Source organism: Variovorax defluvii, from assembly GCF_039541515.1.
Taxonomy (GTDB): domain Bacteria; phylum Pseudomonadota; class Gammaproteobacteria; order Burkholderiales; family Burkholderiaceae_C; genus Variovorax; species Variovorax defluvii.
In genome coordinates, this window is the sequence record NZ_BAABGJ010000004.1 from 59,249 (window position 1) to 83,812 (window position 24,564).

Annotated in this window: 30 protein-coding genes; 4 read left to right on the forward strand and 26 right to left on the reverse strand. The window is 67.7% G+C overall.

Annotated features, from left to right (window positions below):
* Genes ABEA07_RS03085 through ABEA07_RS03160 form a run of 16 tightly spaced genes read right to left on the reverse strand, consistent with a single transcriptional unit; the run spans position 1 to position 14,245 of the window.
* Entirely contained in the window at positions 1-408 is a 408-nt protein-coding gene (locus ABEA07_RS03085) for a hypothetical protein (protein ID WP_345535813.1), read from the reverse strand.
* A 10-nt stretch (positions 409-418) separates the two neighbouring features.
* Positions 419-4,444 carry a tape measure protein gene (locus tag ABEA07_RS03090; RefSeq protein ID WP_345535814.1) on the reverse strand — a complete coding sequence of 1,342 codons (4,026 nt, stop codon included), beginning with the start codon at positions 4,442-4,444 and terminating at the stop codon, positions 419-421.
* Positions 4,445-4,447: 3 nt separating this feature from the next.
* Positions 4,448-5,092, reverse strand: a complete 645-nt coding sequence (locus ABEA07_RS03095) for a DUF6441 family protein (protein ID WP_345535815.1) — start codon at positions 5,090-5,092, stop codon at positions 4,448-4,450.
* Positions 5,067-5,276: a hypothetical protein gene (locus tag ABEA07_RS03100; RefSeq protein WP_345535879.1), complete on the reverse strand. Its 210-nt coding sequence runs from the start codon at positions 5,274-5,276 to the stop codon at positions 5,067-5,069. Before ABEA07_RS03100 ends, ABEA07_RS03095 begins: the two co-directional genes overlap by 26 nt.
* Positions 5,273-5,668: a hypothetical protein gene (locus ABEA07_RS03105; protein ID WP_345535817.1), complete on the reverse strand. Its 396-nt coding sequence runs from the start codon at positions 5,666-5,668 to the stop codon at positions 5,273-5,275. The genes ABEA07_RS03100 and ABEA07_RS03105 overlap by 4 nt, the downstream gene beginning before the upstream one ends.
* 14 nt (positions 5,669-5,682) lie before the next feature.
* Positions 5,683-6,435, reverse strand: coding sequence for a phage tail tube protein (locus ABEA07_RS03110; RefSeq protein ID WP_345535818.1), 753 nt, complete (start codon positions 6,433-6,435; stop codon positions 5,683-5,685).
* On the reverse strand, positions 6,432-6,641 hold the full coding sequence (locus ABEA07_RS03115) for a DUF7210 family protein (RefSeq protein ID WP_345535819.1): 210 nt from the start codon (positions 6,639-6,641) through the stop codon (positions 6,432-6,434). Before ABEA07_RS03115 ends, ABEA07_RS03110 begins: the two co-directional genes overlap by 4 nt.
* A gap of 4 nt (positions 6,642-6,645) precedes the next feature.
* Positions 6,646-7,092: a hypothetical protein gene (locus ABEA07_RS03120; protein ID WP_345535820.1), complete on the reverse strand. Its 447-nt coding sequence runs from the start codon at positions 7,090-7,092 to the stop codon at positions 6,646-6,648.
* A 3-nt stretch (positions 7,093-7,095) separates the two neighbouring features.
* Positions 7,096-7,380, reverse strand: a complete 285-nt coding sequence (locus ABEA07_RS03125) for a head-tail joining protein (RefSeq protein ID WP_345535821.1) — start codon at positions 7,378-7,380, stop codon at positions 7,096-7,098.
* A complete protein-coding gene (locus tag ABEA07_RS03130) occupies positions 7,380-8,390 on the reverse strand; it encodes a major capsid protein (RefSeq protein ID WP_345535823.1) in 1,011 nt (336 codons plus the stop codon). The genes ABEA07_RS03125 and ABEA07_RS03130 overlap by 1 nt, the downstream gene beginning before the upstream one ends.
* A gap of 2 nt (positions 8,391-8,392) precedes the next feature.
* Positions 8,393-8,773 (reverse strand): head decoration protein, encoded by a 381-nt coding sequence (locus tag ABEA07_RS03135; RefSeq protein WP_345535824.1) that lies wholly within the window; start codon positions 8,771-8,773, stop codon positions 8,393-8,395.
* A gap of 1 nt (position 8,774) precedes the next feature.
* Positions 8,775-10,019: a S49 family peptidase gene (locus ABEA07_RS03140; protein ID WP_345535826.1), complete on the reverse strand. Its 1,245-nt coding sequence runs from the start codon at positions 10,017-10,019 to the stop codon at positions 8,775-8,777.
* Positions 10,020-10,030: 11 nt separating this feature from the next.
* Entirely contained in the window at positions 10,031-11,530 is a 1,500-nt protein-coding gene (locus ABEA07_RS03145) for a phage portal protein (protein ID WP_345535827.1), read from the reverse strand.
* Positions 11,530-11,736 (reverse strand): phage head-tail joining protein, encoded by a 207-nt coding sequence (locus ABEA07_RS03150; protein WP_345535828.1) that lies wholly within the window; start codon positions 11,734-11,736, stop codon positions 11,530-11,532. Before ABEA07_RS03150 ends, ABEA07_RS03145 begins: the two co-directional genes overlap by 1 nt.
* Positions 11,737-11,744: 8 nt before the next feature.
* A complete protein-coding gene (locus tag ABEA07_RS03155; RefSeq protein ID WP_345535829.1) occupies positions 11,745-13,718 on the reverse strand; it encodes a phage terminase large subunit family protein in 1,974 nt (657 codons plus the stop codon).
* Positions 13,718-14,245: an elements of external origin gene (locus ABEA07_RS03160; protein ID WP_345535830.1), complete on the reverse strand. Its 528-nt coding sequence runs from the start codon at positions 14,243-14,245 to the stop codon at positions 13,718-13,720. The genes ABEA07_RS03155 and ABEA07_RS03160 overlap by 1 nt, the downstream gene beginning before the upstream one ends.
* Before the next feature lie 105 nt (positions 14,246-14,350).
* Between ABEA07_RS03160 and ABEA07_RS03165 the strand changes: the two genes are divergently transcribed.
* The 4 genes from ABEA07_RS03165 (at position 14,351) to ABEA07_RS03180 (ending at position 15,987) form a co-directional block, all read left to right on the forward strand.
* Positions 14,351-14,548, forward strand: a complete 198-nt coding sequence (locus ABEA07_RS03165) for a DUF6900 domain-containing protein (protein WP_345535831.1) — start codon at positions 14,351-14,353, stop codon at positions 14,546-14,548.
* Between the two features lie 97 nt (positions 14,549-14,645).
* Positions 14,646-14,912: a hypothetical protein gene (locus tag ABEA07_RS03170; RefSeq protein ID WP_345535833.1), complete on the forward strand. Its 267-nt coding sequence runs from the start codon at positions 14,646-14,648 to the stop codon at positions 14,910-14,912.
* Between the two features lie 93 nt (positions 14,913-15,005).
* Positions 15,006-15,521, forward strand: coding sequence for a DUF3489 domain-containing protein (locus tag ABEA07_RS03175; RefSeq protein ID WP_345535834.1), 516 nt, complete (start codon positions 15,006-15,008; stop codon positions 15,519-15,521).
* A 97-nt stretch (positions 15,522-15,618) separates the two neighbouring features.
* Positions 15,619-15,987: a hypothetical protein gene (locus tag ABEA07_RS03180; protein ID WP_345535835.1), complete on the forward strand. Its 369-nt coding sequence runs from the start codon at positions 15,619-15,621 to the stop codon at positions 15,985-15,987.
* Here the strand turns inward: ABEA07_RS03180 and ABEA07_RS03185 are convergent.
* The 10 genes from ABEA07_RS03185 to ABEA07_RS03230 form a co-directional block, all read right to left on the reverse strand.
* Positions 15,951-17,219 (reverse strand): site-specific DNA-methyltransferase, encoded by a 1,269-nt coding sequence (locus tag ABEA07_RS03185; RefSeq protein ID WP_345535836.1) that lies wholly within the window; start codon positions 17,217-17,219, stop codon positions 15,951-15,953. The two genes, ABEA07_RS03180 and ABEA07_RS03185, sit on opposite strands and share 37 nt — an antisense overlap.
* Positions 17,216-18,619, reverse strand: coding sequence for a site-specific DNA-methyltransferase (locus ABEA07_RS03190; RefSeq protein ID WP_345535881.1), 1,404 nt, complete (start codon positions 18,617-18,619; stop codon positions 17,216-17,218). Before ABEA07_RS03190 ends, ABEA07_RS03185 begins: the two co-directional genes overlap by 4 nt.
* A gap of 388 nt (positions 18,620-19,007) precedes the next feature.
* On the reverse strand, positions 19,008-19,409 hold the full coding sequence (locus tag ABEA07_RS03195; protein WP_345535837.1) for a DUF6362 family protein: 402 nt from the start codon (positions 19,407-19,409) through the stop codon (positions 19,008-19,010).
* Positions 19,402-19,611 (reverse strand): hypothetical protein, encoded by a 210-nt coding sequence (locus tag ABEA07_RS03200; RefSeq protein WP_345535838.1) that lies wholly within the window; start codon positions 19,609-19,611, stop codon positions 19,402-19,404. The genes ABEA07_RS03195 and ABEA07_RS03200 overlap by 8 nt, the downstream gene beginning before the upstream one ends.
* Before the next feature lies 1 nt (position 19,612).
* Positions 19,613-20,077 carry a crossover junction endodeoxyribonuclease RuvC gene (locus ABEA07_RS03205; RefSeq protein ID WP_345535882.1) on the reverse strand — a complete coding sequence of 155 codons (465 nt, stop codon included), beginning with the start codon at positions 20,075-20,077 and terminating at the stop codon, positions 19,613-19,615.
* 127 nt (positions 20,078-20,204) lie between these two features.
* Positions 20,205-22,484, reverse strand: coding sequence for a phage/plasmid primase, P4 family (locus tag ABEA07_RS03210; RefSeq protein ID WP_345535840.1), 2,280 nt, complete (start codon positions 22,482-22,484; stop codon positions 20,205-20,207).
* Positions 22,468-22,719, reverse strand: a complete 252-nt coding sequence (locus ABEA07_RS03215) for a DNA-binding protein (protein WP_345535841.1) — start codon at positions 22,717-22,719, stop codon at positions 22,468-22,470. Before ABEA07_RS03215 ends, ABEA07_RS03210 begins: the two co-directional genes overlap by 17 nt.
* The gene (locus tag ABEA07_RS03220) at positions 22,716-23,462 is read right to left on the reverse strand and encodes a hypothetical protein (RefSeq protein WP_345535842.1); all 747 of its coding nucleotides are present in this window, start codon (positions 23,460-23,462) and stop codon (positions 22,716-22,718) included. The genes ABEA07_RS03215 and ABEA07_RS03220 overlap by 4 nt, the downstream gene beginning before the upstream one ends.
* Positions 23,459-23,947: a DUF6511 domain-containing protein gene (locus ABEA07_RS03225; protein WP_345535843.1), complete on the reverse strand. Its 489-nt coding sequence runs from the start codon at positions 23,945-23,947 to the stop codon at positions 23,459-23,461. The genes ABEA07_RS03220 and ABEA07_RS03225 overlap by 4 nt, the downstream gene beginning before the upstream one ends.
* Before the next feature lie 9 nt (positions 23,948-23,956).
* On the reverse strand, positions 23,957-24,562 hold the full coding sequence (locus tag ABEA07_RS03230; RefSeq protein ID WP_345535844.1) for a hypothetical protein: 606 nt from the start codon (positions 24,560-24,562) through the stop codon (positions 23,957-23,959).
* Between the last annotated feature and the right edge of the window lie 2 nt (positions 24,563-24,564).

Sequence of the window (24,564 nt, forward strand, 5' to 3'; positions counted from 1 at the left end):
TCAGAGCTCCAGGAATCGCATGGTCAGTCGGTAGAAGTCGTCGTCGGATCGGGCGGGAAACCCAGTGACGGGCTCGGCCTCCACGGGCGTCTCGCCGTGCCGAAAGGCCACCGAGAACACACGGCTGTCGGCCAGCGTCAGTTCGAAGCGGCCGTTGCTCACACCCAGCGGGACGGCGGCCCACTCGTAGAGCGCGGCAACCGTGGCCCTGGTCACCCAGGCCATGTCGATGGCGCCCGCCAGCGTGATCGGCCGGCCGGCTTGGCGCACGGCGGACTGCACCAGCAGCGCGCCGGTCACCAGGTAGGACACCGAGGCCACGGCAGGCGTCCAGGCGTGCTCGTCGGTCCACAGCAAGTCGTCGGGCAATGGCAGAGCCACCCCGGTCGCGAGGTTCTTCAGTTGCATGAGGGGAGACTCAGACGGCCCTGGCGCGGGCCACTTCCAACAGTTGCAGCAGGCGCGACTCGTCGCGCGCATCGACGGTGGCGGTGACCTTGCGGTCGCCTGCAGCCAGCTCCACGCGGACGGTCCGAGACGGCGTGCCATCGGCGGGAAGCACGGGGCGGGCCGGTGCAGAGCCCGCGGGCCGAACGAGGCCGCCCGTGGCGAAGCCCTGGACACGCTGCGCGAGCGCCCTGGCCGGGACCGACAGGTTGTTGACCGCCTCGAAGAAGCCCGAGCCGTAGCGCGCCACCGCGTCCTTGTTCACCACGTACTCACCCGGTGTGAGCATGGCCGGCACGCTGTCGGACTTCGCCATGCCGCCGCGCCGGTAGAACTCGCCCTTGTTCTGCTCCATGTAGTCGATCAGGTCGCGCTCGACGTCCTTGCCGTAGACGAGAGGCTGCGCCATCGCCTGTCGCCAGTTCTGCTTGATGCGCTCCAGGGTCTGGCGCTCGTTCCCGGTGAGCGTCTTGCGGCCGATGAACCCATCGAGCGCGCGTCGGTCATCGCGCGCCATCGTGCCCCAGTACTCCATCGTCTTGCGACGCATGTCCAGGCTGACCGAGGCGCCGTAGTTCCACTGCAGCCAGCCGGTGTACTCGTTCATTGCCTGCAGGCCGAGCTCGATCATCTTCAGCGCTTCGACGGCATCGCGGTTCTTCTTCGGCGGGCTGGGTTGTTCGCCGCCAGCCGGTGAGCGACCGCCACCGAACACTCGCACCGGGCCGCCGACCGCGAAGCGCGCTACGCCGCTGGCCAGCCGCGCCAGGGCACCGCCGCCGTACTTCTGCACCGCCGCCTTGCGGATCACGAAGGACCCGGCCTCCAGCGTGCGCGGCACCGTGTCGTGGTGACCCGAACCGGGGACGGAGCCGCCGCTCATCCGCGGGAACGCCGCCGACACCGCGCCACCATCGGCGAAGTAGCGCACGCCGCGTCCGACCAGGCCACCGGTGGCATTCGTCTCCACCTTGCGCACGTAGATCGTGTGCGTGCTCGAGGTGTTCATACCGTTGAGACTCTGGATCTCAGCGCGGGCGGCATCGGCGTTCGAGTTGACCTGATGCCGTGACTCGGTCTGGATGCGATCCAGCGCCAGGATCTGCCGCTCGACATTGCCGATGGCCGCCTGCGCCTTCTCCGTGGCCACCTTCAGTTCGAACTGCGAGTTCTGGTCGGCGTAGACCTTGAGCTTGTCGAGTGCTTCCTTCGCCTTCGACACGTCGGCGTCGACCGGCAGCGTCTTGCCCTCCTTGAGCAGCTGCTCGTACTCCTTGAGCTTCTTCTCCGCCTCCTGCAGATCGGCCTGGATCGCCAGCAGGTACTGCTTCTCGGCGATGGCCTTGTCGAGGTCGGCAATGGCCTTGTCGAACCGCGAGGTGTCCGCGTCGAGCGTGACCTTGAGCCCTTCGGCGAGCTTCGCAGTGATCTGGTCGATCTGGTTCGACGTCTCGGTGAGCGTCCGCTGGATCTCATCGCGCGCCGAGAGCGCCGACTGCGCCGCGCGCTGGTGTGCCTTGGCTTCGGCGTCCAGGGTCTGGTTGAGGATCTCCTCGGACTCCCGGATGCGCTGAATCGCCTGGTTGACGCCGTCCTTACCTTGGGCGATCTGGGCGTCCGCCTCCTTCGTCCGCTGCGCCAGTTCGGCGCGCAGCTGGTCGGCCTGCCGCATCAGGGCCTCGGACTGCGCGTACTCCTGTTTGCGGTAGGCCTCGCGCGACTGCGCCTCGAACTGGGTGACCTGCGTAACAGCCTGCTCGGACTGCTTGCGCGCATCCTCGCCACGCTTGGCCTCGCTGGTCTGCGCACTGGCCACCTGCGAGGCGAGGTCCATCGCCTTCTGCGCGAGTTGCCGGGCCTGCTCGAACTCGCCATTGGCCAGCGCCGTGCGTGCCTTCTCCTGGTACTCGGCGACCTGGCGCTTGCGGTCCTCGGTCGCCTCGAACTCCGTCATGCCCTGACGGCGGATGTCGCGGATGCGCTCCTCCGTCGTCATCGAGAGCTGGCGCTTTTCCTCCTCGATGCGCTTGATCTCTGCCAGGTGCCGGTTGGCCTCGGCATTGAGAGCGTCGATGTGCTGCCGGTACTCGGCCAGCGCCTGCGTCATCGTCTGGCGCTTGGTCGCCAGGATCTCGTTCTCGACGCGCTGGACGTTGGCTCGACGCTCTTCCTCGGTCTGCCCCTGCCGGCGCGCGGCCTCGACGCGGGCGCGCGACTCGTCGTCGATCAGCTTGAGCGTGTCGGTTGTCGCCTGCCGGCGCAGCGTCGTCTGCTGGGTCAGCGCATCGGTGAGCAACTGCGTCGCCTTGGTGATCAGCGCCGCCTCGGACTGCTTAGTGGCCTCCAGCGCCGACTGCTCCTGCTGGTAGCGCGCCTTCACCGCTTCGATCTGTCGCAGCAGATTGGCCTCGACGATGGAGGTCAGGCCCTTGTACGCCTCGGCCATCTTGGCTGTGGCGTCGTTGACCGTCTGGTTGGCCTTGCCGACCGCTTGCTCGACCTCGCCGATCCGGGTCTTCAAGCGCTCCAGCGCGGCGTGCACCGCCTCGATGCCTCGACCAACCGCCTCCTGCGTACCCTGGCGCACGGCCTCGAGCCGCTTGGCGATCTCCTCGGCGGTCGTCGCGGCGGTGTTCATCGCCCCCTTGGCTGCTTCCGCTCCGCGGGAGGCATCGGCGTACATCTGCGCGAAGATCTGGTTCATCTCTGCGAGCCGCGCCTCGTGGCGCTTCGTCGCCTCGGCAATCGTGTCCGAGGTGAAGACGGCAGCGAAGACCTCCCAGCGGTAGCGCAGCTGCTCGATGCCCTTGACCAGCATCTCGACCATGAAGATGCCGGCCTTGCGGACGATCTCGAACTTCTCGGACAGCCAGGTGCCGATCTCCCAACCGACGAGAAAAGCACCCAGGACAGCGAACGCCGTCTTGAGCAGGCCGACGCTGGCCACCGCCGCCGACACCGACAGATTGGCTGTCGCCCACGCCGCCGACGTGGTGGTGGCCGCCGTGACCGCTGCCGCGCCGGCGGTCTGCCACGCGGTGATAAGAGCTGGGATCAGGCGGTAGATCAGCACCGCCAGCCCGACTTCGGCGATGCGCTTCAACCACTGCATCACCGTGTCGAGGTTTTCGGCCAAGAAGGTCAGCGCCTCGGCCAGCTTCTTGGTGAAGCCAGTTGACTCATCGACCTTGCTGACCCACTGGGCGAAGGCGTTGCGCAGGCGCTCGAAGCTCTGGCTGACCGTCTGCGGCAGCTGCGCGTACTCGGCGGCCAGCTTGTCCTTCTGGCTCATCAGTGCATTGACCACCACGTCGGCGGTCAGGCGTCCTTCCTCGGCGAGCTTGCGCAGCCGCCCGATGGGGACGTTCAGGCCATCGGCCAAGGCCTGCGCCAGGCGCGGACTGTTCTCGACGACGGAGTTGAACTCCTCGCCGCGCAGCACGCCCGAGGCCAACGCCTGGCCGAACTGCAGCAGCGACGACTGTGCTTCCGTGGCGGATGCTCCGGACAGCCGCAGAGCCTGCGAGATGCTCTCGGTAATCGACAGCGCGTCCTGCTGTTCGCCACCCAGCATCCGCACCGCCTGCTGCAGCTTGCCGTACAGCGTGGCCGTCTCCTGGATCGGCACACCGATGCGCTGCGCGATGGCGAAGAGTTCCTTCTGCGCAGTGACGTACTCGCGCTGCCCGGCCGTGGCCAGCTTCAGTCGCGCGGACATCATGTTCCACGCGTCGGCGATCTGGACGATCTCCTGGACCTTGCCGCTGGCCCAGTTGATGGTCAGGAATGCCAGCAGCTGGGTCTTGGCCCGGTTGACCTGCTCGCCGAAGGCCGACATGCCCGCGCGCACTTCGGCGATGCCCGAGGCGGCCTTGGCGCCGCTGGTCTTGGCCGTGCTGGAAAGCTCGCCGAGGCTGCGCTCGGCCGACGTGATGGCGCGTTTGAGCCCTTCGTCGGCACCCTCCAGCGCGACGAGGATGGAGATTCGCTTGGCCATGGGTCAGTCGACGGTGCTGATCTCGCGCTCGACGGCGGCCGACAGGCGCGGAATTCGGCCCGCGACCAAGCGCTCGACGTTCAGGCGCTTCTTGAGCACCACCTTGGGCACGAGCACGGCGATGGGAATGTCGGCGCCGCGCTTGAGGCGCTTGACGCCCTCGGCCTTGCGGTAGCGGCGCTTGAAGCCCGACAGCGGCCGGTCGTGCTCCTTGATGTTCTCGGCCATCAGGACGATGTTCCCCTTGGCGTTCTTGATGAAGTAGGCGTTGCCGCCACGCATGAGTTCGGCCACTTGCGCCTTGAAGCGCTTGCGTCCGACCCGTCCGTGCAAGGGGATCAGCATCCGCCCGGCGATCTGTCCACCGGTCTCGTGCATGGCCGACCACGGAATCCGCGAGCCGACGTAGAGCGCCGGCAGCCGTTTCGGGTCCTTGGCTAGCACCTTGGCGGTGAAGCCCTTGAGGAAGGACTTCCTGACCACCGACATCTGACCGGCCACATGGGCACGCACGTCGTCCTTGATCTCGGCGGCCTCGGTGCGCATGGCGCGCTCCACCGCCTTCTGCACCTTGGTCCGGAACTCGCCGCCCCAGCGGCGCAACTGTGCGTTGCCGGCGGCGCTATCGATGCGGATCGAGATGCGCATGGTCAGTCAGGCGGTCGAGGGTCTTGTCGAGCTGACGCGCGTCGCCGCGGGTGCCGATGGCGAGCAGTGACAGCAGCCGGGCGTCACGTGCAGCGTCCGACCGGGTCGTGGCCGCCATGAAGCCGTGCAACTGCGCCAGCGTGTATTCGAGGATGTCGGGCAAGCGGTGGCCGTGCTCGATCAGGTGCTGGATGGCGTCGAACCAACCTTCGCTGCTGGCACCTTCAGGCCCGCCGCGAGCACCCCGTCGAGTCTCGGCATCACCGTCCGGGTAAAAAAATCGGCGTTGACCTCGATCACCTTGGCCGCCAGCAGGATCGCCTCGTCGGCGGCCAGCTCGTCGACCCAGACCCGGGGCTTGCCGACAGCGATGGCGATGGCCGACAGCAGGTCATCGCCGCGCTCGCCGAACAGCGCCAGCCAGTCGATCTCGGTGGACGAGATCTGCTGCATCACCGGCGAGATGGCGCGCAGAAAGCCGGGCAACTGCCCGACCTTCAGCGGCTTGATCACCAGGGGCTCGCCGTCGATGACGAGTTCGATTCCTTGCGGAACGAGGGTGTCCAAATCATTCATGGCTCACCCACGCTTCAGAGCTGCACGATGCGGCCGAACTGGCCGAGCACCGCGTCGAAGGGCTTGGTGCTGTCGGCCAGCAGCGAGCCTTCTAGCTCGAACTTGTTGTACTCGTCGGAGATGAAGGAGATCTCCTTGAGCGGGTCGAAGGCCACGCGGTAGAGCTCGACCAGCACCTTGGCGTTGCCCTGCGCCGTGTTGATGCCTTCGAGCCGCAGGTAACGCTCGGGCAGCGCCTGCGTGAAGATGCCGATCTCGGTGGCCACGCCGTAGCCGTAGCTCGCCTTGAACGGCGCCGTGAAGCCGGTGGTATCCAGAAACTGGAGGGCACCGAAGTCCAGGTCGGCCGTGTAGTGGGTACCGGCAGTCAGAGTGGCCGGCGTGCCAGCGGAATCGACGACCACCAGCGAGGACACCTTGGGGTGGGCGAAGAAGTAGCGGTCGCCCACCGTCGGCGTGGCGCCGCCGATGGGTTCGTCCGTCACGGTGCCCGGCGTGCCGACCACGTGCGTGCCGTAAAGCGCGAGCGCCAGGTTCTCCTTGGTGAACTCCTCGATGGTGAGGTTCACGGTGGCCGACTTCTGCTTGACCATGCGATGGTCGAGCGAGCGCTGACCGGTCTGGCTCTCGTAGTGCTCCAGGACGTCGGTCTTGAGGGACAGCTTCAGCTCGGCGACGTTGCCGGGCGAGCGCACTTCGATGGGAAAGCCGGCGATGTCTCGCTTGCCGAGGAAGACGCGGCCTTGGAAACTTGCGTAGGTGCTCATGGCTTGGGTTCCTTGCGTTGGGACCGGGGAAGGTCGGGTTTGATGTCAGCGGGTTCGGGGTCTGCCTTCGGCGGCACGGCATCGGGTGCGGCGACGCCGTGGGCGATCAGCCAGTCGGCCGTAGTCGCTTCGACGTCGATCCGGTCGCCGGCCCGGAAGGCCTGGCCCGCGTGGGTGTGCGGGCGTTTCAAGACAAGTCGGGTCATGGGTTCATCCTGGTGAGGAGATGTCGCGCGCAAGCGTCCGGTAGGTGATCGCGTAGCGCGCCGGGATGGCGGCGGCCACGGCATCGGCGTCCTCCACCTCCCACTCGCACTCCTGCTCTCGGATGCCGAGGGCCAGGCCACCGAGGTTCAGGTCGGCCATCAGCGCCGCATGCGCGGCGGTGAGCAGCTGGTCGGCCTCGGTCTCGGGCGCGACGGGCGGAACGGCCCGGGCCAGGGCGACGATGCGAACGGTCAGCTCGCGCGTGACGCGGTCGTTGGCGCGCTCGGTGATCGCGTCCGACTCGGGGAACACCACCAGTGCCGGGCATTGCTCCCGGCCGATGGCCACCGTGGGTGAGCGGTGGACGGTGGCGCCCAGCCCCTCGGCCGTGGGACGGACAGCCGCCATCACCGCCAGCAGGATCTGCTCGCGGATCGAGGTCATCGCCACCGCCTACAGCCGAGTGAGATCAGCGCGACGCTCGGTCCCGTCGCCGATGGCGCGCACGTCACGCACCTGGTAGGTCTGGCCTGCGATCACAACGGTGTGTCCTGTCTCCAGGTCGGGCAGCAGCGACAGCGGGTAGGTGATCGTGTAGGCCGCCGAACGGACCAGTCCGTCGAGCAGGTTGTCGTCGATGCACAGGAAGCCGACCGATACCGTGCGGCCGGCCACCTCAGCACTCACCAGCAGACCCGCATTCGCCGCCGCCTCGTAGAGGCGTTCGACGATGCCCATCAGGTCATCACCAGCTTGACCAGCAGCGCCGGGCGGTGGCACAGCGGCAGCGGGTTGGCCTGCGTGTGCAGGTCGGTGCCGCGGTCGAACTTGCGCGGCTCCTGCTTGGCATACAGCGGCAGTGCCACCGTGTTGGCCGTCTCGTTGAAGTCGGCGGGCGCGTAGTAGGTGGCGAAGGTGTCCATCGTGCCCAGCGGCAGGATGTGCCCCTCATCGGCTTCGACGAAGCGCCGTACCGTGCTGCCCGGTGCGGCCGCCCGACCCCGGTGCTCCTCGAAGGTGATGCCGGCGAAGGTGAAGCCCGCGCGCATGTCGGTGCGCAGGGCCTGGCCGTCCTGCCAGCGGTCGTACGCCGCCTTGACCTCGTCGTGCCCGGTCAGCGCATCGAAGAAGTCCTCACCGACGAAGGCATGCAGGCCCGTCATCCGTTCACCCTGGAGCTTGTCGTCGACATAGCGGGCGATGTCCAGGCAGGTCTTCTTCACGTCGAAGCCGCTCGCCGGGTCGGAGATGTTGAACGTGAAGGTCTTGGGCGTAATCTCGAACTCGTTGTAGAGGTCGTAGATGACGCTGCCGTCGGCGTCCAGGATCTGGCCCTTGAGCGCACCGAAGCGCAGATGCTCCAGCGTGATCGCGTGCTTGTTGCGCATCGTCTGCAGGTGCTGCGCCATCACGCCCGCCACGGTCTGCAGTTCCGTCTCCGACCCGAAGGCGCGGATGCCCTGGACTTCCTCGGGCAGGATCACGTCGTCGTGCGGGATGTGGGGGATGGTGAAGGAGCGTACCTTGCGCTTGCCGCGCACGCCCACTGTGCCGGGCGAGCCGGGCGGCAGCGTCGGCAGCAGCGTGAGCACGCCGTTCTGCTCCTCGACGACGACCGAGCGGAAGCGCTGCGGCTTGTCGACGAACAGGCCCATCGCGCCGAGGCGGTCGTAGTTGTTGGGCAGGAAGTTGATGGCGGTGGTCAGCGCCGACATCGAGAAGGCGGGGTTTTCGAAGATGTTCTGCATGCTCAGACTCCCTGGCGAACGAGGACGCCCAGCGACTTGAGTTGGGCAATGGCGGCCTGCTGCTCGCCGGTGGTGATGCCGGTCGGCCACTGCAGGGCGTGGTCGGAGACGATGGCGTGGCGGGCCACGACCAGGCCGTCGGTACGCTCGGCGAGCGCAGCGTCGCAGGCCTGCATCAGCACGCCGGCGGCGACCTGCGTGCCATCGGTGGCCGACGGGTCGATCTGCTTGACCTTGCCCGTGGCGGTGACCACGCCGATGACTGCGCCGAGCGGCAGGTTCTGACCGGCGGCGACGGTGACGCGGTCGCGCGAGTACAGGTTCGGGGCCTCGTACTTGAGCAGGTCGCCCAAGTTCATGGATTCGGTGAACACGGTCGGCATGTCAGATCTCCTTCTTCAGGGCTGCGGACTTCGCGGCCAGTTGCTTGGCCGCATCGACCAGCGGGTTGCCCGCTGCGACCGTGGCCGCCGTGGCGGCGGCGTCGGGTCCGATGCGGGTGACGATCTCGGGCGACGCGTCGGCCTGGGCTGCCAGGATCTGGCTGCGCACCTTGGCTGGCGAGGCCTGGGCTTCCAGGAAGCCCGCGATGAGGTCGGTGCGACCGGCCAGCGTGCAGGTCTGGGCGATCTCGACGGCGTCGGCCACGCTCAGTGCGGAGGCGGGCGACGGTTGATGAACAGGGCCAGCACGATCAGCAGCAGGCCGATCAGCAGGAGCGGGGTCGGATCGATCATTCATGTAGGACTCCATCTGGAGGTTGCGGAAATGGCCCGAGTGGCTCGCCGCCAGATTCGGGAGTGGGGAAACGGAATCGAGGAGCTGGGACAGCGCGACATCGAACGTGCCGATGGCGTCGGCCAGGCCGATGGCAACGGCCGCCTGGCCGAAGAACAGACCGGCTTCGGTGTCGCGCACTGCGCCCGGCTCGATGCCGCGGTGCCGGGCCACCGTCTCGACGAACAGCCCGTAGACGCGGTTCACCTCCGCCTTGAGGAAGGCGTGGGCTTCGTCCGAGATCGGCTCGTGGGGGTTGAGATCGTTCTTGCGGTCGCCCGCGAACACGGCGGTGTAGCGAACGCCGTCTTGCGCGTCCTTCTCGGACTGGTCGACGTGCATCGCGATGACGCCAATCGAGCCGACACCCCCGGTGCGCGAGACGAACACCTTGGTCGCCGCTGAGGCCAGCGCGTAGGCAGCGGAGAAGGCCATGTCGTTGGCCACCGCCCAGACGGGCTTGACCTGTGCTGCCGCGCGAATGCGGTCGGCGAGATCGAACACGCCACCCGACTCGCCGCCCGGCGAGTCCACGTCCAGCAGGATTGCATCGACATCAGGGCTGGCCAGCGCCGCGTCGATCTGGCTTGCGATGGCCGCGTAGCTGGTCAGCCCCGACTCAGCCTCGAGGCCGATGGTTCGGCGCACCAGGGTTCCGTGAATGGGGACGACCGCCACCTTCGCGTTCGCGCGGCCGGGGCTGCGCTCCGGCGGCGTGTAGCCACTTGGCGCTGCCAGATCGGACAGGCCGACGCGGGGGCCGAGGACGGCCAGGATCACGTCGAGCTTCGGGCGATGGATCAGCAGCGGCGCGCCAAAGAGGCGCGCCGCCACATGGGGCAACAGAGTCATGAGGTCATCCTTCAGGGCGGCGTCGCCGTGGCGTTGTCGGCGGATCGGTTCGGCTCTGCACTGCCGCCGTCCTTGGAGGTGCGGCGAGGATCGGAATCGAAGATCAGGCCGAGGTCGTCGGCGCGGCGGTTGTCGGCAGCGATCTCGCGGTCGACGTCCTCGGCGTCGTAGCCGAAGGCCGAGATCGCTTCGGAGCGGCTCATCAGGCCCGCGCGGATGGCAAGCAACATGGCCTTGAACTCCTTTTCTGGGTCGACCCACTGCCAACCCTGCGGAATCCACTTGGCCTGCAGGTACTGCCGGCGGCGAGCGGCGCCACCCCGGGCGAACCCCGGCGCTTCGAGGGCCCCGGCCAGCACCGCCTGCTTCATCCACGCTGTCCACACCGGGCGGCACATCTGATGCACCAGCACGCCGTGTTGCACCATCTCGCAGCGTCGGCGGAACTCCAGCATCCCGGCGCGGATGGACGAGTAGTTGACGCCGGTGAGGTCACCGGTCAGCTGCTCGTAGGTGATGCCGATGGCCGAGGCCACGGCGCGGAACTGGGTGCGCAGGAACTCAGAGTAGGAGCCGCCGACGTCGGCCGGATCGGAGAACTTGATGTCCTCGCCGGGCTCCAGGATCTGCAGCGTGCCGGGCTCCAGACCGGCCAGCGAGATGCCCTCACCGTCGGCGGCGCCTTCGCCCATCAGGTTGTCCTCGGGACTCTGGCGGGTCACGAAGCCGGCGAACATCGCAGCGGTCTTCTTGCGAACCAGCTCGGCGTCGTCGTACTGGTCCAGTTCGTTGAGCTTGACCAGAGCCCGGGACAGCCACGGCTCGCCGCGGATCTGGCCGGGGCGCAGCACGCGGTAGAGGTGGATGATCTCGGACGCTGGGATGCGGACCGTGTCCAGCCCACCCTGGCCCGACATCGGGGCCAGCCGACCGTCCTCAGGGTGCGAGCGGTACAGGTGGTAGGCCACCCGGCGTCCCAGCGCATCGAACTCGATACCGGCGCGCACCACGTTGCCGGAGGGCAGTTCGGTGTTGAGGCTGATCGGCAGGTGCTCGGGCTCCAGCAGTTGGAGCTGCAGTGGCACCGCGAGTCCGTCCTCTGGCCGGCGGGGACGCAGACGGATCAAGCACTCTCCGCCTTCGAGCATCGCCCGACATGCCAGCGCCTGCAGGCCGTAGAAGTCGGTCTGGCCGGCAGCGTCCGCTTCCTCGGTCCAGTCGCGCCACAGAGCCTGGACATCCGTCTTGAAGCGTTCGTCCGTGGACAGGCTCTGCGGCTTGATGCCGGTGCCCACGGCGTTGGCGACGAAGGCTTCGATCCCAGCCTGCGCCCACGCATTGCGCCGCACCAGGTCGCGGCTCTTGATGCGCAGCTCGGTGCTGGTGGCCAGCATGGCGGCCACTGCGCCGGGGTTGCCCGGCATCCAGGCCAGCGAGCGCCTTCCTCGGCCAGCGGCCTCGTGGACCGGTTGCTGGCCGAGCAGGCCACGGAGCTTGGCGATCCAGGTCATCAGAAGCCCTTCGCCGTCGTGACCCGGATCTGGCGCTTGCGACCCGCACCGGCGCTGCGCGCAAGCTCGGATTCCACGGTGCGGATCGCCGCCTGCAGTTCCTCGACCGAGCGGTACTCGACCGTCTTATCGGCGAAGCTCACGCGGCGCTCGCCTGTGGCCAGCGCACGCTTGAGCGCGTCGAGTTGGGTGGTTGTGTAGGTCACGAAGATCCTCAGCGGGTCAGCCAGCGGCTCTTGATCACGCGCCGGCCGGTATTGCGGTTGCCAGAAACAGCGAGGCCACCGCTGTGGGTGGCCTCGTCTGCATCGAAGGGTTGAATCGGTGGCGGCTCATCCGGTGGCCGCTCCATCCCGAGTTGTCGTTCGAGTTCGCGCCAGTGCCGTTCCTCGAAACGGTCCAGCCCGGCCGCGCTCGCAGCGGCCCGGGCGTACACGTAGCAGTCCAGCGCCTCGTTGCGCTCGCGCATCTTTTGCCACTCGCGGATCGGGAAGCCGTTGCGGTCGCGGCGCGTGATGAGTTGCTCGGCGCAGAGCTGCTGGATGAACTCGGCGTCGATCTTCGGCAGGTGGACGAAGCCGGCCGGGTACGTCACCGTCACGCCGTCCTCATCGACGTCCGCGCTCTTGCGCAGGTTGTTGTAGAACTCCAGCTTGGCGATGCCGACCGCCACGCTGTAGACCTTGATGCCCCGGCGCAGCTTCTTGCCGGCCTGCGAGACATCGACCGCCGTCGGCGTGCCGATCAGTGCCGCGCCGCGGGGTACCCCCTTGACCGGCATCACGCGCGGGTCGTGGCACGCGCGCACGAAGGCGTAGGCCTCCTGCGTCGCAAAGCCGGTGTCCAGCGCGAATCGCGCCAGCGGCATGGTCGAGCCCGATGCGTGGGTCCAGTTCTCCGCGATCAACTCCGCCAGGCGCTTCCACACCGCGTCACGGGCGGTGTCGCCCATCAGCACCCGGTGCTCCACCAGCCACGAGGCCTTGCCGCGGCCGAAGGCCCAGATGGACGCCTCGATGCGGTCCTTCTGCACGTCGGCGCCGCCGACCAGCAGAAGCCCACCTTCCGGGACCCTGCCCAGCGGGAAGTCCTCTCGGCGCTCGACCAGCCGCTGCCAATCCGGGGCTTCGCCTTCCTCGACCCAGGTTTCGCCGAGCTCGGTGTTCTTGAAGGTCTTGATCGCCGCCGCCGAACCTGACTCCTTGCTCACGGCGCTTTCCCAGGCAGCGGCGATGTCCCGCCAGCTACGCCACCCGACCGGGCTGTACAGCGAGGACAGATGGAAGCCCGCCGTCTTGATACCGTTCTCCGGCACCAGCGCGCGCCACTCGCCGTGTTCGAGCATCCACGTCTTGTGGTGCTCGGCTATCGAGGCGTCGCAGGACTCGCAGATGTACGCCGCCGAGTCGGGCTGTCCGCGCTCCCAGCGCAGTTGCTCGAAGCGCAGCCACTGCCGGTGCGAGCAGTGCGGACACGGCACGAAGTACCTGCGCTGGTCGCTCGCGTCGTACTCGCGCTCGATGGCGCTCGCGCCCGAGATCGTCGGCGTCGAGACGATGAAGATCTTGCGGCGCGCGAAAGTGCGCGTGCGCGCCTCGGCCAGCGAGATCGCGTCGCCTTCGCCCTCGACGTCCAGGGGATAGCCGTCCACCTCGTCAAGGAACAGGTAGCGCACCGGCATCGAGCGCAAGCCCACCGCACTATTGGCGCCGGTCATCACCAGCACACCGCCCCGGAACTCCTTGGCCAGGATCGTGTTGCCCGAGTCGCGGCTGCGCGCAGGTGCGATCAGTTCGGCTAGCGCGGCTGACTCCTCGATCAACGGGTCGATGCGCTGCTTGGAGTTGCGCTTGGCCATCTCCACCGTCGGCCAGACCGCCATCATCGGCCCGGGCGCGTGGTGGATCACGTAGCCGATCCAGTTCGATCCCATCTCGGTCGCGCCCAGCTGCGCCGCCTTCATGAACACCACGCGCTCGACCGGCGAGGTCGGCGACAGGCAATCCATGATGGCCTTCAGGTACGGTGTGCGGCTGGTGCGCCAGCGTCCCGGCTCTGCCGATGCCTTGCTGGACAGCATCCGGTGGCGGTCCGACCACTCGGACACCGTGAGCAGCGGATCTGGCGTCAGCCCCTCGCGCCACGCGCGCTCGATCTCGGCCGCGCCCTCGTAGTCGACGTCCAGCATCAGTCCACCCGGGGCCGAAGTTCGCCCAGTTCCTGCAGGTGCTCGCGCACTGCAGCTTCCAGGGCGACGTGCATCGCGTGAGGCTCGATGCCGAGCTTGGCCGCCATCTGCGCGGAGATGCGCGCCGGCCAGTTCAGCCACGCATCGCGCTCTGAGCGCGCCAGCTTGAACACATGCGCGATGGCCTGCGGACGGTCGACCAGTTCGCCCTTGAGGCGGGCCAGGCGCACCTTGTTCGTCTGCGCCTTCACCACTTCGTTGACGGTTCGCGCCTGCAGCAGTGACGCGCCACCCGGGGGCAGGCCGCCAGGTGCATCGGCCGCTGACTCCGGCACAGCGGCCTTGACCGCCTTGGCGCGAGTCCCTGCCTTCGGAGCCTCCGAGTTGCGCGCCCACTCACGGTCGGCCTTGTCCGGGTCGATGGTGCCGTCCGCCTCGGGCGCGATGCGCCCTGTACGGATGGCCTTGTGAACGGCCGTGTCGGTCACGCCCCGGTGGCGGGCGTAAGCCCGAATCGAGATTCCCATTGCCCTCTTCGATCAATTCATCGTCGGTCCCTCGGAATCAGCTTGGCTTCCATCGAGAACAGCGTGTTCATACATCCATCGCCAACCCCATCGAAGGACACCGAAATGAGCAAGCTCGAAACCCTCCTCACCCAGATCGCCCAGCAACACCTCGGGATCGAGACGCTGCAGACCCGCAGGTCCGACAGCCTCGACTTCCACGACGTGGCGGTCTGGTGCGTACGAGACGCCCTCGAGGCCGCCTTCAAGGCCGGCATCGAAGAGGGCCGCAAGGTCGCGACGTCGGACAAGGCCAACAGCTGATCAACAACCCCAGAACACCAGCAGGAAGCGCTTGGCTTCACTGGCGAACAGCGCGTTCATCACGTCACCCCGAACCACCCCATCGAAAGGACGCACGATGAACACCACGACCCCCGACACCCTGGCCACCAAGCTCGCCGAGGCGGCGTTGACGGTGCTGGTACGCAGCTGCCGCCAGGAGGTCGCCGCCGCCAGCCGCGACGACCTCGAAGCAGCCTGCGCCGCCATGCGCGCCAAGAGCCGCACGGTGATGGAGCAACTGCTCGACGACGCCCGTGCCGCGCCGTGGGTAGCCGAAGCCGCCTTCCACGCCGCCGCACTCGATCTCGCGCAGGCCGGCATCGCCGAGTTGCGCAAGAGCTGACACGCAGTGCGAAGCCAAGCAGAAGGCGCTTGGCTTCACCGGCGAACAGCGCGTTCATCACGTCACCCGATCAACCCCTGCAAGGAGCAAGAGATGACCACCACCCAACTGACCCCTGCCCAGCACGCGATCCTGGCCTACGCCCTCGAACACAGCGACGGCAAGATCGTCTGGTTCCCCGACAACATCAAAGGCGGCGCCCGCAAGAAGGTGCTCGATGGCCTGCTCAACCGCGCCCTGATCACCACCGATGGCACCGACTGGTTCGTCGCAGCCGAGGGCTACGAAGCGATGGGGCGCGAGCTCCCCGCGCCCAAGCCCCCGGAAGCCGACCCCGAGATCGAGGCCGCTGTAGCAGCCGCCGAAGCAACGTGGGCGAGGGAGCGCGCGGACACCAAACCCCGCACCCGCGAGAACAGCAAGCAGGCCCAGGTGATCGCGATGCTGCGCCGCCCCGAGGGAAGCACCGTTCGCCAGATCTGCGAGGCCACCGGCTGGCAGGCGCACACCGTGCGCGGCACCTTCGCCGGGGCCTTCAAGAAGAAGCTCGGTCTGGCCATCGTCTCGGACAAGCCGCAGGGTGGTGAACGGGTCTATCGGATCGCCTGATCAGAAAGATCGAAGAAGAGGCCGAGCTGCGCTTGGCTTCTCCATCGAACAGCGCGTTACTACGAGCGTCGCAACGATCAACGCCAAGGAGCCCGAGATGAACAGCACCCGCCCGATCCCCGCCACCCAGAACGATGCCTGGGGCTTTTGGGGCACGATGGACGAGCAGGCCAACGCCGCCTGGCCCCTGGCGATGACCGCCATCTCGGACGCCACCGGCCAGCCACTCGAATCGGTCAGGACCTTCCTCGACAGCCGCCACGGCCGCCACTTCGCGGACGACGTTCAGAACGCGCTGTACCGCGGCCAAGCCCTGGCGGACGCGATCAACACCGCCACCCAGCAGTGGATGGGCTGGACCATCGGGCGCCAGACCAGCAAGGCCTACGGCATCCCGTGCGGCATGCCCTACCTGACAGGCTTCGTGATTCACACCGAGATCGTCGAGGACTCGCTGGCGGCCTGATCGAACGCCAGGCCATCCGACTCGCGGGTGGCCTGTTGGCCGGTCCAGTCCTGCCAGCGGCGCACGATCACGTCGACGTACTTGGGGTCGAGCTCGATCAGTCGCCCCTGCCGCCCTGACTTCTCGGCGGCGATCAAGGTCGTGCCCGAACCCCCGAACGGATCGAGCACCACGTTCCCGGGTCGGCTCGAATTGCGGATCGCACGCTCGACCAGCTCCACCGGCTTCATCGTCGGGTGCAGGTCGTTCTTCTGTGGCTTCTTGATGTTCCAGACGTCGCCCTGGTCGCGGTCGCCGCACCAGTGGCGCTGCGCACCATCCGGCCATCCGTACAGGATCGGTTCGTACTGACGCTGGTAGTCGGCGCGGCCCAGCGTGAAGGTGTTCTTGGCCCAGATGATGAAGGTCGACCACTTGCCACCGGCGGCGCGGAAGGCGGCCTGCAGCACGTCGAGTTCGCTGGAGGACATCGCCACGTAGATGCCGCCCCGGCAATGGGCGAGGGTCGGCGTCAACGCGGCCAGCAGGAAGTCGTAGAAGCCGTCACCAAGGTTGTCGTTCAGGATCGCGCGATCCTTGCCGCGCATCTTGTCCTTGGCGCTGTTGGCGTAGTTCACGTTGTACGGCGGGTCGGTAAAGACCATGTCCGCCTGCTCACCGGCCAGCAGTCGCTCGTAGCTCGCCGCCACCGTGGCGTCGCCGCACAGCAGGCGATGCCCGCCGAGCAGCCAGACATCGCCCGAGCGCGAGATCGGTGTCTCGGGCACCTCGGGCACGGCATCGTCATCGGTCTGGCCATCGGCGTCGGGCTCTTCACCCGCCATCAGTTCGGCCAACGCGTCGGCGTCGAAGCCGGTCAGTGCGACATCGAAGTCGTCGTCGGCCAGCGCCGCGAGTTCGACGCGCAGCATGACGTCGTCCCAGCCGGCGTTCTCGGCGATGCGGTTGTCCGCGATCACCAGGGCCCGACGCTGCGTCGGGCTGAGATGGTCGAGCACCACGACCGGCACCGCCTCCAGGCCGAGCTTCTGCGCAGCCGCGAGCCGACCGTGGCCAGCGACGATCACGCCGTCACTGCCGGCGAGGATCGGATTGGTGAAGCCGAACTCGGCGATGGACGCGGCGATCTGCGCGACCTGCGCATCCGAGTGCGTACGCGCGTTGCGGGCGTACGGCACCAGCTTGGCCGTCGGCCACTGCTCGATCTTGTCGGCAAGCCAGGACGCCGTCATGCCGCCACCTCGGTCACCGCCAGTCGTTCGGCCGCGACTTCGTCGAAGGACTGACCGGTCGCGAGCAATGTGACTGGCACGTCCGGATGGTTCTGCTGGAAGCGCCGAACTGCGACGTCCACGTACTCCGGCGCGATCTCGACGGTGCGGCAGATGCGACCGGTGCGCTGCGCGGCCAGCATCGTCGTGCCGCTGCCGCCGAAGGGCTCGAACAACAGGTCGCCCTCGTCCGAGTAGGCCTCGATGACGAACTGCGGCAGCGCCACCGGGAAGACGGCCGGGTGGTCGATGTCCTGGCCGATCTTGCCCTTGTGGCGCATCACGCGGATCACCGAGTCGGGAATCCGGGTGTCCTGCGTCGGTTGACCTGCATGGGTCCAACCGCCGACCTCACCCTCCTTGCTGCGCATCGCGGTCGACGAGCCGTCGGCGCGCAGATGCGACTCCTGGCCGGCGTGCTTGCAGGGCACGATCTTGTTCGGCTTGCGGCTCGCCCGGTTGAAGTGGAAGACGAACTCGAAGCTCGGGGCGAAGCGGCCCGCCCAGTCGCCGGGCATGCCCGGCCCCTGGTCCCACACGTACCAGGCAAAGCGCCGCCAGCCCTGCGTGCGCATCCAACCGAGCCAGCCATCCCAGTAGGGCACGAACTCGTTGTCGCGGTGGATCAGTCCGAGGTTGACCAGCACCTGCGCGTCGTCGGCCATCGGCAGCTGGGCGAACACGCCGCGCATCAGCGCATCCCAATCGGCGATGCCGCCGGTCGTGTAGTCGCGCTGGTTTCCGTAGGGCGGCGAGGTGAAGCACAGGCGCGCGCGCTCGCCCTGCATCAAGGCGGCGACCACGCTCGCGTCGGTGGCGTCGCCGCAGATCAGGCGGTGCGGGCCGAGCGCCCAGACATCGCCGATGCGGGACACCGGGACCGCCGGGGGATCAGGGACGTCGTCAGCCGCGTCGTCGCCGGCCTCTTCCTGCTCGCCGTCGCCGCCCGTCGTCTCATCGGCCAGCAGCGCATCGATCTCGGACTCGTCGAACCCGGTCAACGCCAGGTCGTAGCCCGCCTCGGACAGCTCAGCCAACTCCAGCGCCAGCAGTTCCTCGTCCCACCCGGCGTCGAGCGCCAGGCGGTTGTCGGAGATGACGTAGGCGCGCTTCTGCGCCTGCGTCAGGTGGCCCAGCTCGATCACCGGCACCTCGTCGAGGCCGAGCTTGCGGGCGGCGGCGAGCCGTCCATGCCCGGCGATGACGCCGCTGTCGCCATCGACCAGCACCGGGTTGGTCCAGCCGTACTCGACGATGCTGGCGGCGATCTTGGCCACCTGCGCGTCGGAGTGGGTCCGTGGATTGCGGGCGTAGGGAATCAGCGTCTCGACCTTGCGGTAGTCGACGTTGAGCATGTTCAGGATCAGGTCCTCGAATGAAAGCGGCCCGGACAGGCAAGGAGCCAACCTGTCGCGGGCCGAAGAAATAGAAACGCCTCCGCGAGGGAGGCGTCGGGCCAGTGATGCGATCACTGGCGGGGCCGGATGAGCCGGGGTGCAAACCTGCAAACCCTGCAAACCTGGGTTTGCAGTCGGACGCTAGGCGAATGCCGCGCTCGCGCCCCCCGCATGGCATCTTCGGAAGGAAGGACCCCTTTTGCCTGGGCCGCTGCCGTCCGAGGTCAGCTCTGTCCAGAAGATAGCCGAAATACTATGGCCAACCGCCCGGTTTTGTTGCGCAGGCCAAAGCCGCATCTCGCCGCTCACGCCCGCTCGTTGCACACCACGCCCTCGCAATTCCGTCAAAACACTACGGCCTCAACCCGAGGCAGTTCAGCCGGTCGGTGACGGTCTGCAGAGCCTTCTGCCAGCGCCGCCACGCCGTCGTGCGGTCGCAGGCGAATCGGATCGTGATGTCGCGCCAGCCGTAGCGCTTGGCGCGCATCCACACGAGGTGCCGCTGCTCGACCTCCAGCCACTGCACCCAGCGCATCGTCTCCAACATCCGGTCCACGGCCTCGGGACTCGGTGGGAAGGGGCGGTAGACCTTCTCGTCGGCTGCGAAGGCCTCCCACTCTTTGCGAACGAATGCAGGCCACGTGTTGAAGTAGCCCTGCACGCGCACAGGGGGCAGGCGTCGTCCGGTGGTCGCAGCCTCCTCGAAGCGCGCTGCCACATCCTCCATCGTCCAGGTGGCGTGACGGTCAGCCATGACGCAGGCCCCCCTTGCCGTAGAGGCGCTCGCCGATACGACGAACGAACTCCCGCTCAACGAAGTCCAGCCGCTCGTCGGACTCGTTGACCACGAGGACGTGCTGGTCACGCCAGCCACGTTGCTTCAAAGCCTCGATGTCGACCGGCTCAGGCTGCAGGCGACCCAAGGGGCAACGGTAGGTTGGTGTGGGGATCTTCATCTCACACCTCCTGCGTCTGAACAGCCCAGTGCAGCAGGGCCAGGGCGTCCGCCTCGTTGTCATCGGTCGGGGCATGGCCACGCTGGCGGACGGACAGGATCATGTCGTCCTTGCCGGCATTGCCTTTGCCGGTCGCGTGCTTCTTGATCGTGCCGACCGGAACACCTTGGTACGGGATGTTGTGGTGCTCGCACCAGGCGGTCAGGTGGCCCATGAAGCCGCCGTAGGCATGCGCGGCATCGACGCCCGCATGGCGGCGCACTTCCTCGAAGAACACCGCATTGATGTGGCCGCTCGCGGACAGCAGTTCAGCGAGCCAGCGCTTGAATCGAAGGAAGCGCATACCACCGCCCTCGAAGCGCTGCGGCTTGAAGTGCGCGGTGCCGCTGGTGATCGTGCCGTCCAGATGCAGCAGCGCCCATCCGGTGTGTGTGCCCAGGTCCAGGGCCAGGATCGTCGTGTTCATCATTCGCTCCGTTGTTGGGGCGAGTGACGGATGCGACAGGTTCAACGGTTGCCTCCCTATCGTGCGTGTACGCGCACGCGTGAGGGGTTAATCACCAGACCTGTCAGATCCGTCACTCGACCGCATGTCAGTCGTCTCGATAGGGGTAGCCGCCGCGATAGGTGTCGCTCGGCGGTCGCGGCCGCAGGCTGATGCCGGCCAGCGCGCGAGCGCCACCGGTCAGGCGGCATTTCTCGAACTTGCGGGTGGCCATCAGCTCGGAGAACCGCTTGACCGAGCCCACGTACTCGCCAGCGCGCTCGGCCCACTCTCGCCAGTCGGCGAACAGCTCGGACACGCCTTCGCGGTGGGTCTTGGCCAGCAGGCACCGTTCTTCGATCCACTGGCCGAGGGCGTCCTCCGCTTCGAAGTACTCCTCGGTGGCCGAGACCACGCAGGCGGGCGGCTTGAGGCCGTCGCGCTGCCAGGCCAGGCAGCCATCGACCGCCCAGGCCAGGATGCCGTCGCGTTCGGCCAGCAGCCGCTCGGTGAGTTGTCCATCGCGCCGCTCTGGCGGTACGGTGACCGTGAACGGGATCAGGTGCAGGCGCCGCTTCATCGCCTCGTCGACGTTGCGGATCGACGGCTTGTGGTTGCCCGCGATCACCAACTTGAACTGCGGCACGTACTCGAAGAAGTCTTGGCGCATGAAGCGCGCCGACACCTTGTCGCCGCCGGTGATGGCCTTGACCTTGGACTCGTTCCAGCGCCGCCCCTGCTCGGTCTCGATGGACGCGACGAAGCGCGCACCGCGCAGCCCAGCCAGATCGGTCGGGTGGCGGTCGCCGCGGGCCTCCATGAAGGTGTCCATCGGCGCGCTCGTGGCGTAGTCGCCGAGGATGGTGGCCAGCGTGTTCACGAACACCGACTTGCCGTTGGCGCCGGTGCCGTAGAGGAAGAACAGCGCGTGCGCGCTGGTCGCCCCGGTCAGGCAGTAGCCCACCATGCGCTGCAGATAGTTCTGCAGATCGGCGTCGCCGCCCGTGACGTCGGCAAGGAAGGACAGCCAGCGCGGGCACGCACCTGCGGGCGTGGCGGTCGCCAGCTTGGTCATCCGGTCGGCGCGGTCGTGCGGACGAAGTCGCCCCGTCCTGAGATCCACCACGCCACCTGGCGCGTTCAGCGCGAAGAGATCAGCATCCCATTCGTCCGAACTCGCCGCGTGCCGGCGATCTGAGCGGGCGAGCCGGTCGACGCCACCGACCGTGCTGCTGGCCAGCAACTTGGCCGCCAGCCGGTGCGAGTCGACCTTGACCGCCGCCTCGCGACAGATCGAGCGGATCAGGTGGTGAACCAGCAAGGTCTCGTCGGACTGCCAATGCGTGCCAGTCCACACCAGCCACTTGCCCCAGGCCGCGCAGTAGCGCCAGTCGTCGGCGTAGCGGACCGTGAAGGACAGTGCCAGTGCGTCGTCGGTCGCCCACACCGTGGCTTCCTGCGAGCACACGGTGCTGGACGGCTTGATGCACATGCGCGGGCCCGAGCCGAGGAAGGCGTCGACGTCGAAGCCCTCGGCCATCGCGTCGGCCGCGTCCCAGCCATCGGGCTTGTCGTCGGGCGGCAGCAGCACGTCGCATGAGGCGGCGCCGGCGGCCAACACCGCTTGGGCGGCCGCCATCGCGTAGTCCCAGCCCGGCTTGTCGCGGTCAGGCCAGATCAGCACGGCCTTGCCAGCCAGCGGCGACCAGTCGGTCTTGTCCACCGGCGCGTTGGCGCCATGCATGGCAGTGGTGGCCACGACACCGACGGCGATCAGCGCCTGCGCGCACTTCTCGCCTTCGGCCAAGACCGCATGAGGCGCAGTCGCGAGGCCGGGCTGGTTGTAGAGCGGACGGGGCTCAGGCGGCGCCATCTTGCGGCGCTTGGCATCCCAGGGCCGGAACTCCTTCTTGCGCCCGGGCGGGTCGTAGCGGTAGACGACGGCGATCAGGCTGCCGCCGGCATCGAAGTAGTCCCACTTCGCCGTGGCCGGCCCGAGATCGTCAACGGGCGCCGCCTTCTTGCTCGCGCGCGCTGGAACTGCAGGTACGTGCCCAACCAGGTCCGCTGCGTGCTGCAGTACCCGCGGGAAGTCGGTGTGCACGTTCGCGCCCAGCACCACGGCGATCAGGTCGAAGATGTCGCCTCCGTCCCCGGTCGCGCGATCGGTCCACAGCCCGGCCTTCTCGCCTTCGAGCACGACCTCGAGGCTGTCGCCGGGGCTGCCCAGCGCGTCGCCGATCAGGAACTTGCCCCGGCGCTTCTTGCCCGCAGGGAACATGGCAAACAGCACCGACTCCAGGCGCGCGAGGAGGTCGGCACGCACGGCATCGCGTTCGGCCGCTGGCGTGGTTGCCTGCGGAGGGTCGATGTCATTGAAGTCCAGCATCGGCTCCCTCTCCGGTGGCCTCGACGCTCACCGGCGTCTGCTGGGCGTTGATCCAGTCCGCGAGCTCGTTCAACTTGAAGCGCACGAGCTTGCCGACCAGGTAGTGGGGCAGGCCGAGCCGGCGCCGTACCTTGGGTTGGGTGAGCCAGTGCATGGGCAGGTTGAGGCACAGCGCCGCCTCGCGCGCATTGACCAGGCGCTCGCCAAGCACCTGGGCCAGTGGTGAATTGCTCATGGCGTGTTTCTCCAGCACCGGTCCTGCCACTGGCACATCCGGCATTCGAAGTGGGTGGAATCGTTGAAGCCCCGCGGCAGCAGTTCGCCGGCGTCGGTGGCCGAGATCACCTTGACGGCGCGGTCCGACATGCGCTGAGCCAGCGCCGCATCGAAGGGCACGAGCTCGGTGTAGATCTCCATCGTGTCGGCGTTGATCGCCGTGAAGATCGCCGGGTGCTCGTGCAGTTCGAGGTAGGCCTGGTAGACCGCAACCTGCGCCGCGTAGATCGGCTTGGCCACGGCGAGACGGTTCTTCTCCAGATCGCGCCAGGACTTCGAGCCCAGGCACTTGTTCTCCCACAGGGCCGGGTAGCCGCAGCCATGCCCAAGGTCGGGGCCGGCGACGACGACGCCATCGACGTGCCCCTGGAGCCGTCCGCCGAGAGCGGAGAAGCCGAACTGCTCGCCGTCGGCTTTGCGCGTGCGCAGGTCGAAGCCCGCGTCGCGCAGCCAGGCCACCATGCAGTCCTCCATGACGTGGCCGCGCTCGAAGATGCGATGCAGGCGGCCTTGCGTCTCACGGCCCGAGTCGACCGGCGCAAGTGCGAACTCGTACTGCAGTGCGCGCTCGCACGACGCACCCAGACGCGATCCACCCAGGTACGGACGCGGCGATTGCTGGGCCCGAGCCCGTTGCATGGCGGCGTCCAGCAGCGCCGTGACCTGGCCCGAGATGCTGGCCGTGGAGTTGAAGTCGATCATGACTTCCCTCCTTCCCGGTCGAGCCAGGGCAGGTCGTCCTCCATGTCGGCGAAGGGGCTCGCCATCGGGTCGGACGCGGGCGCCATGCCCCGCACCGGCGGGAACTTGGTCGTCTCGTGGTGCTCGACCATCGCTTCCGTGTAGCAGGTGACGATGGCGTCGATCACCTGCATCGCCTCGGCCTCGGCGTAGTCGCCCAGGGGCTTGGTGAACCCGATCTCGCCTGCCGCCTCGCCGAAGGCCTTGAGGCACTTCTTCATCGCGGCCAGCTCGGCATCAGACGGATCGATCATGGCGACCCCCTTGATGTCGGCGCGGCCTTCCCGGACGCGCAGCCAGTTGCCGTACAGCGCATGGAACGCTTCCTGGCAACGGCGCGAGCAGAACACCCAGTCGATGGGGTAGCGCCGGGGATCGCCGACACAGTGTCGGTTGTCGGTGTGGCCGAATCCCCGGGCCTGACGTTTGCAGACCCAGCATTTCACGCGCCCCCCTTACTGAGCCCAGGCCGGCTTGCCGGGGACAGCGGGACGTGCCGCCTGCGGAGCCGGCGCGGCCACACGCGGCTGCGGCGCGGCGGCCGCGGCGCTCGGGGCGGCACCGGCGGCCTGCAGGTAGTCGGTCTGGTCAGGCTCGACGGCCATCTTCACGACGTTGCGCAGGTCGCCGCGACCGTCCTTCTCAACATCGATGCGCGCGACGAACTCCAGGCCGTCGAGTTCATGGAAGCCCTGGATGCGGCGAGCAGCGGCAGCCTGCGGCGAGTTGTCCTGCGGACGGACGTTGCGTGCGCTATTCAGCGCCGCGCGGAGGAAGGTCCGCCCCATGTTTCCCCATGCCGGGCCCTTCGGGCTGTGCAGGCCGACGTTGGACCAGAGCTTGCGGCGTGCGAATTCGCCCTCCAGCACCACGAACTCGCAGGCCAGGTAGACCGAGCCGGTGTCGAAGCTCTGCGTGGCGTAACCGCCGGTCCAGCCCTGGGCCGCATCGTCGTGGCCACCGGGCTTGATCGTCATGCGCACCCTGGCAACCGTGCCCTTGGGGATCAGGTCGAAGTGCTGCTGCTGTTCGGCGTCGTTGAAATCGTTCCATGCGGACATGG

Coding starts and splice junctions, on each gene's coding strand:
- ABEA07_RS03140 (WP_345535826.1), bottom strand. CDS start 10,019: ATGACTCTGTTGCCCCATGTGGCGGCGCGCCTCTTTGGCGCGCCGCTG.
- ABEA07_RS03130 (WP_345535823.1), bottom strand. CDS start 8,390: ATGCAGAACATCTTCGAAAACCCCGCCTTCTCGATGTCGGCGCTGACC.
- ABEA07_RS03110 (WP_345535818.1), bottom strand. CDS start 6,435: ATGAGCACCTACGCAAGTTTCCAAGGCCGCGTCTTCCTCGGCAAGCGA.
- ABEA07_RS03210 (WP_345535840.1), bottom strand. CDS start 22,484: ATGCTGGACTTCAATGACATCGACCCTCCGCAGGCAACCACGCCAGCG.
- ABEA07_RS03105 (WP_345535817.1), bottom strand. CDS start 5,668: ATGAATGATTTGGACACCCTCGTTCCGCAAGGAATCGAACTCGTCATC.
- ABEA07_RS03195 (WP_345535837.1), bottom strand. CDS start 19,409: ATGGCTGACCGTCACGCCACCTGGACGATGGAGGATGTGGCAGCGCGC.
- ABEA07_RS03095 (WP_345535815.1), bottom strand. CDS start 5,092: ATGCGCATCTCGATCCGCATCGATAGCGCCGCCGGCAACGCACAGTTG.
- ABEA07_RS03185 (WP_345535836.1), bottom strand. CDS start 17,219: ATGACGGCGTCCTGGCTTGCCGACAAGATCGAGCAGTGGCCGACGGCC.
- ABEA07_RS03230 (WP_345535844.1), bottom strand. CDS start 24,562: ATGTCCGCATGGAACGATTTCAACGACGCCGAACAGCAGCAGCACTTC.
- ABEA07_RS03175 (WP_345535834.1), top strand. CDS start 15,006: ATGACCACCACCCAACTGACCCCTGCCCAGCACGCGATCCTGGCCTAC.
- ABEA07_RS03125 (WP_345535821.1), bottom strand. CDS start 7,380: ATGGGCATCGTCGAACGCCTCTACGAGGCGGCGGCGAATGCGGGTCTG.
- ABEA07_RS03200 (WP_345535838.1), bottom strand. CDS start 19,611: ATGAAGATCCCCACACCAACCTACCGTTGCCCCTTGGGTCGCCTGCAG.
- ABEA07_RS03215 (WP_345535841.1), bottom strand. CDS start 22,719: ATGAGCAATTCACCACTGGCCCAGGTGCTTGGCGAGCGCCTGGTCAAT.
- ABEA07_RS03115 (WP_345535819.1), bottom strand. CDS start 6,641: ATGACCCGACTTGTCTTGAAACGCCCGCACACCCACGCGGGCCAGGCC.
- ABEA07_RS03155 (WP_345535829.1), bottom strand. CDS start 13,718: ATGCTGGACGTCGACTACGAGGGCGCGGCCGAGATCGAGCGCGCGTGG.
- ABEA07_RS03160 (WP_345535830.1), bottom strand. CDS start 14,245: ATGGGAATCTCGATTCGGGCTTACGCCCGCCACCGGGGCGTGACCGAC.
- ABEA07_RS03085 (WP_345535813.1), bottom strand. CDS start 408: ATGCAACTGAAGAACCTCGCGACCGGGGTGGCTCTGCCATTGCCCGAC.
- ABEA07_RS03090 (WP_345535814.1), bottom strand. CDS start 4,444: ATGGCCAAGCGAATCTCCATCCTCGTCGCGCTGGAGGGTGCCGACGAA.
- ABEA07_RS03220 (WP_345535842.1), bottom strand. CDS start 23,462: ATGATCGACTTCAACTCCACGGCCAGCATCTCGGGCCAGGTCACGGCG.
- ABEA07_RS03165 (WP_345535831.1), top strand. CDS start 14,351: ATGAGCAAGCTCGAAACCCTCCTCACCCAGATCGCCCAGCAACACCTC.
- ABEA07_RS03170 (WP_345535833.1), top strand. CDS start 14,646: ATGAACACCACGACCCCCGACACCCTGGCCACCAAGCTCGCCGAGGCG.
- ABEA07_RS03135 (WP_345535824.1), bottom strand. CDS start 8,773: ATGCCGACCGTGTTCACCGAATCCATGAACTTGGGCGACCTGCTCAAG.
- ABEA07_RS03205 (WP_345535882.1), bottom strand. CDS start 20,077: ATGAACACGACGATCCTGGCCCTGGACCTGGGCACACACACCGGATGG.
- ABEA07_RS03145 (WP_345535827.1), bottom strand. CDS start 11,530: ATGACCTGGATCGCCAAGCTCCGTGGCCTGCTCGGCCAGCAACCGGTC.
- ABEA07_RS03180 (WP_345535835.1), top strand. CDS start 15,619: ATGAACAGCACCCGCCCGATCCCCGCCACCCAGAACGATGCCTGGGGC.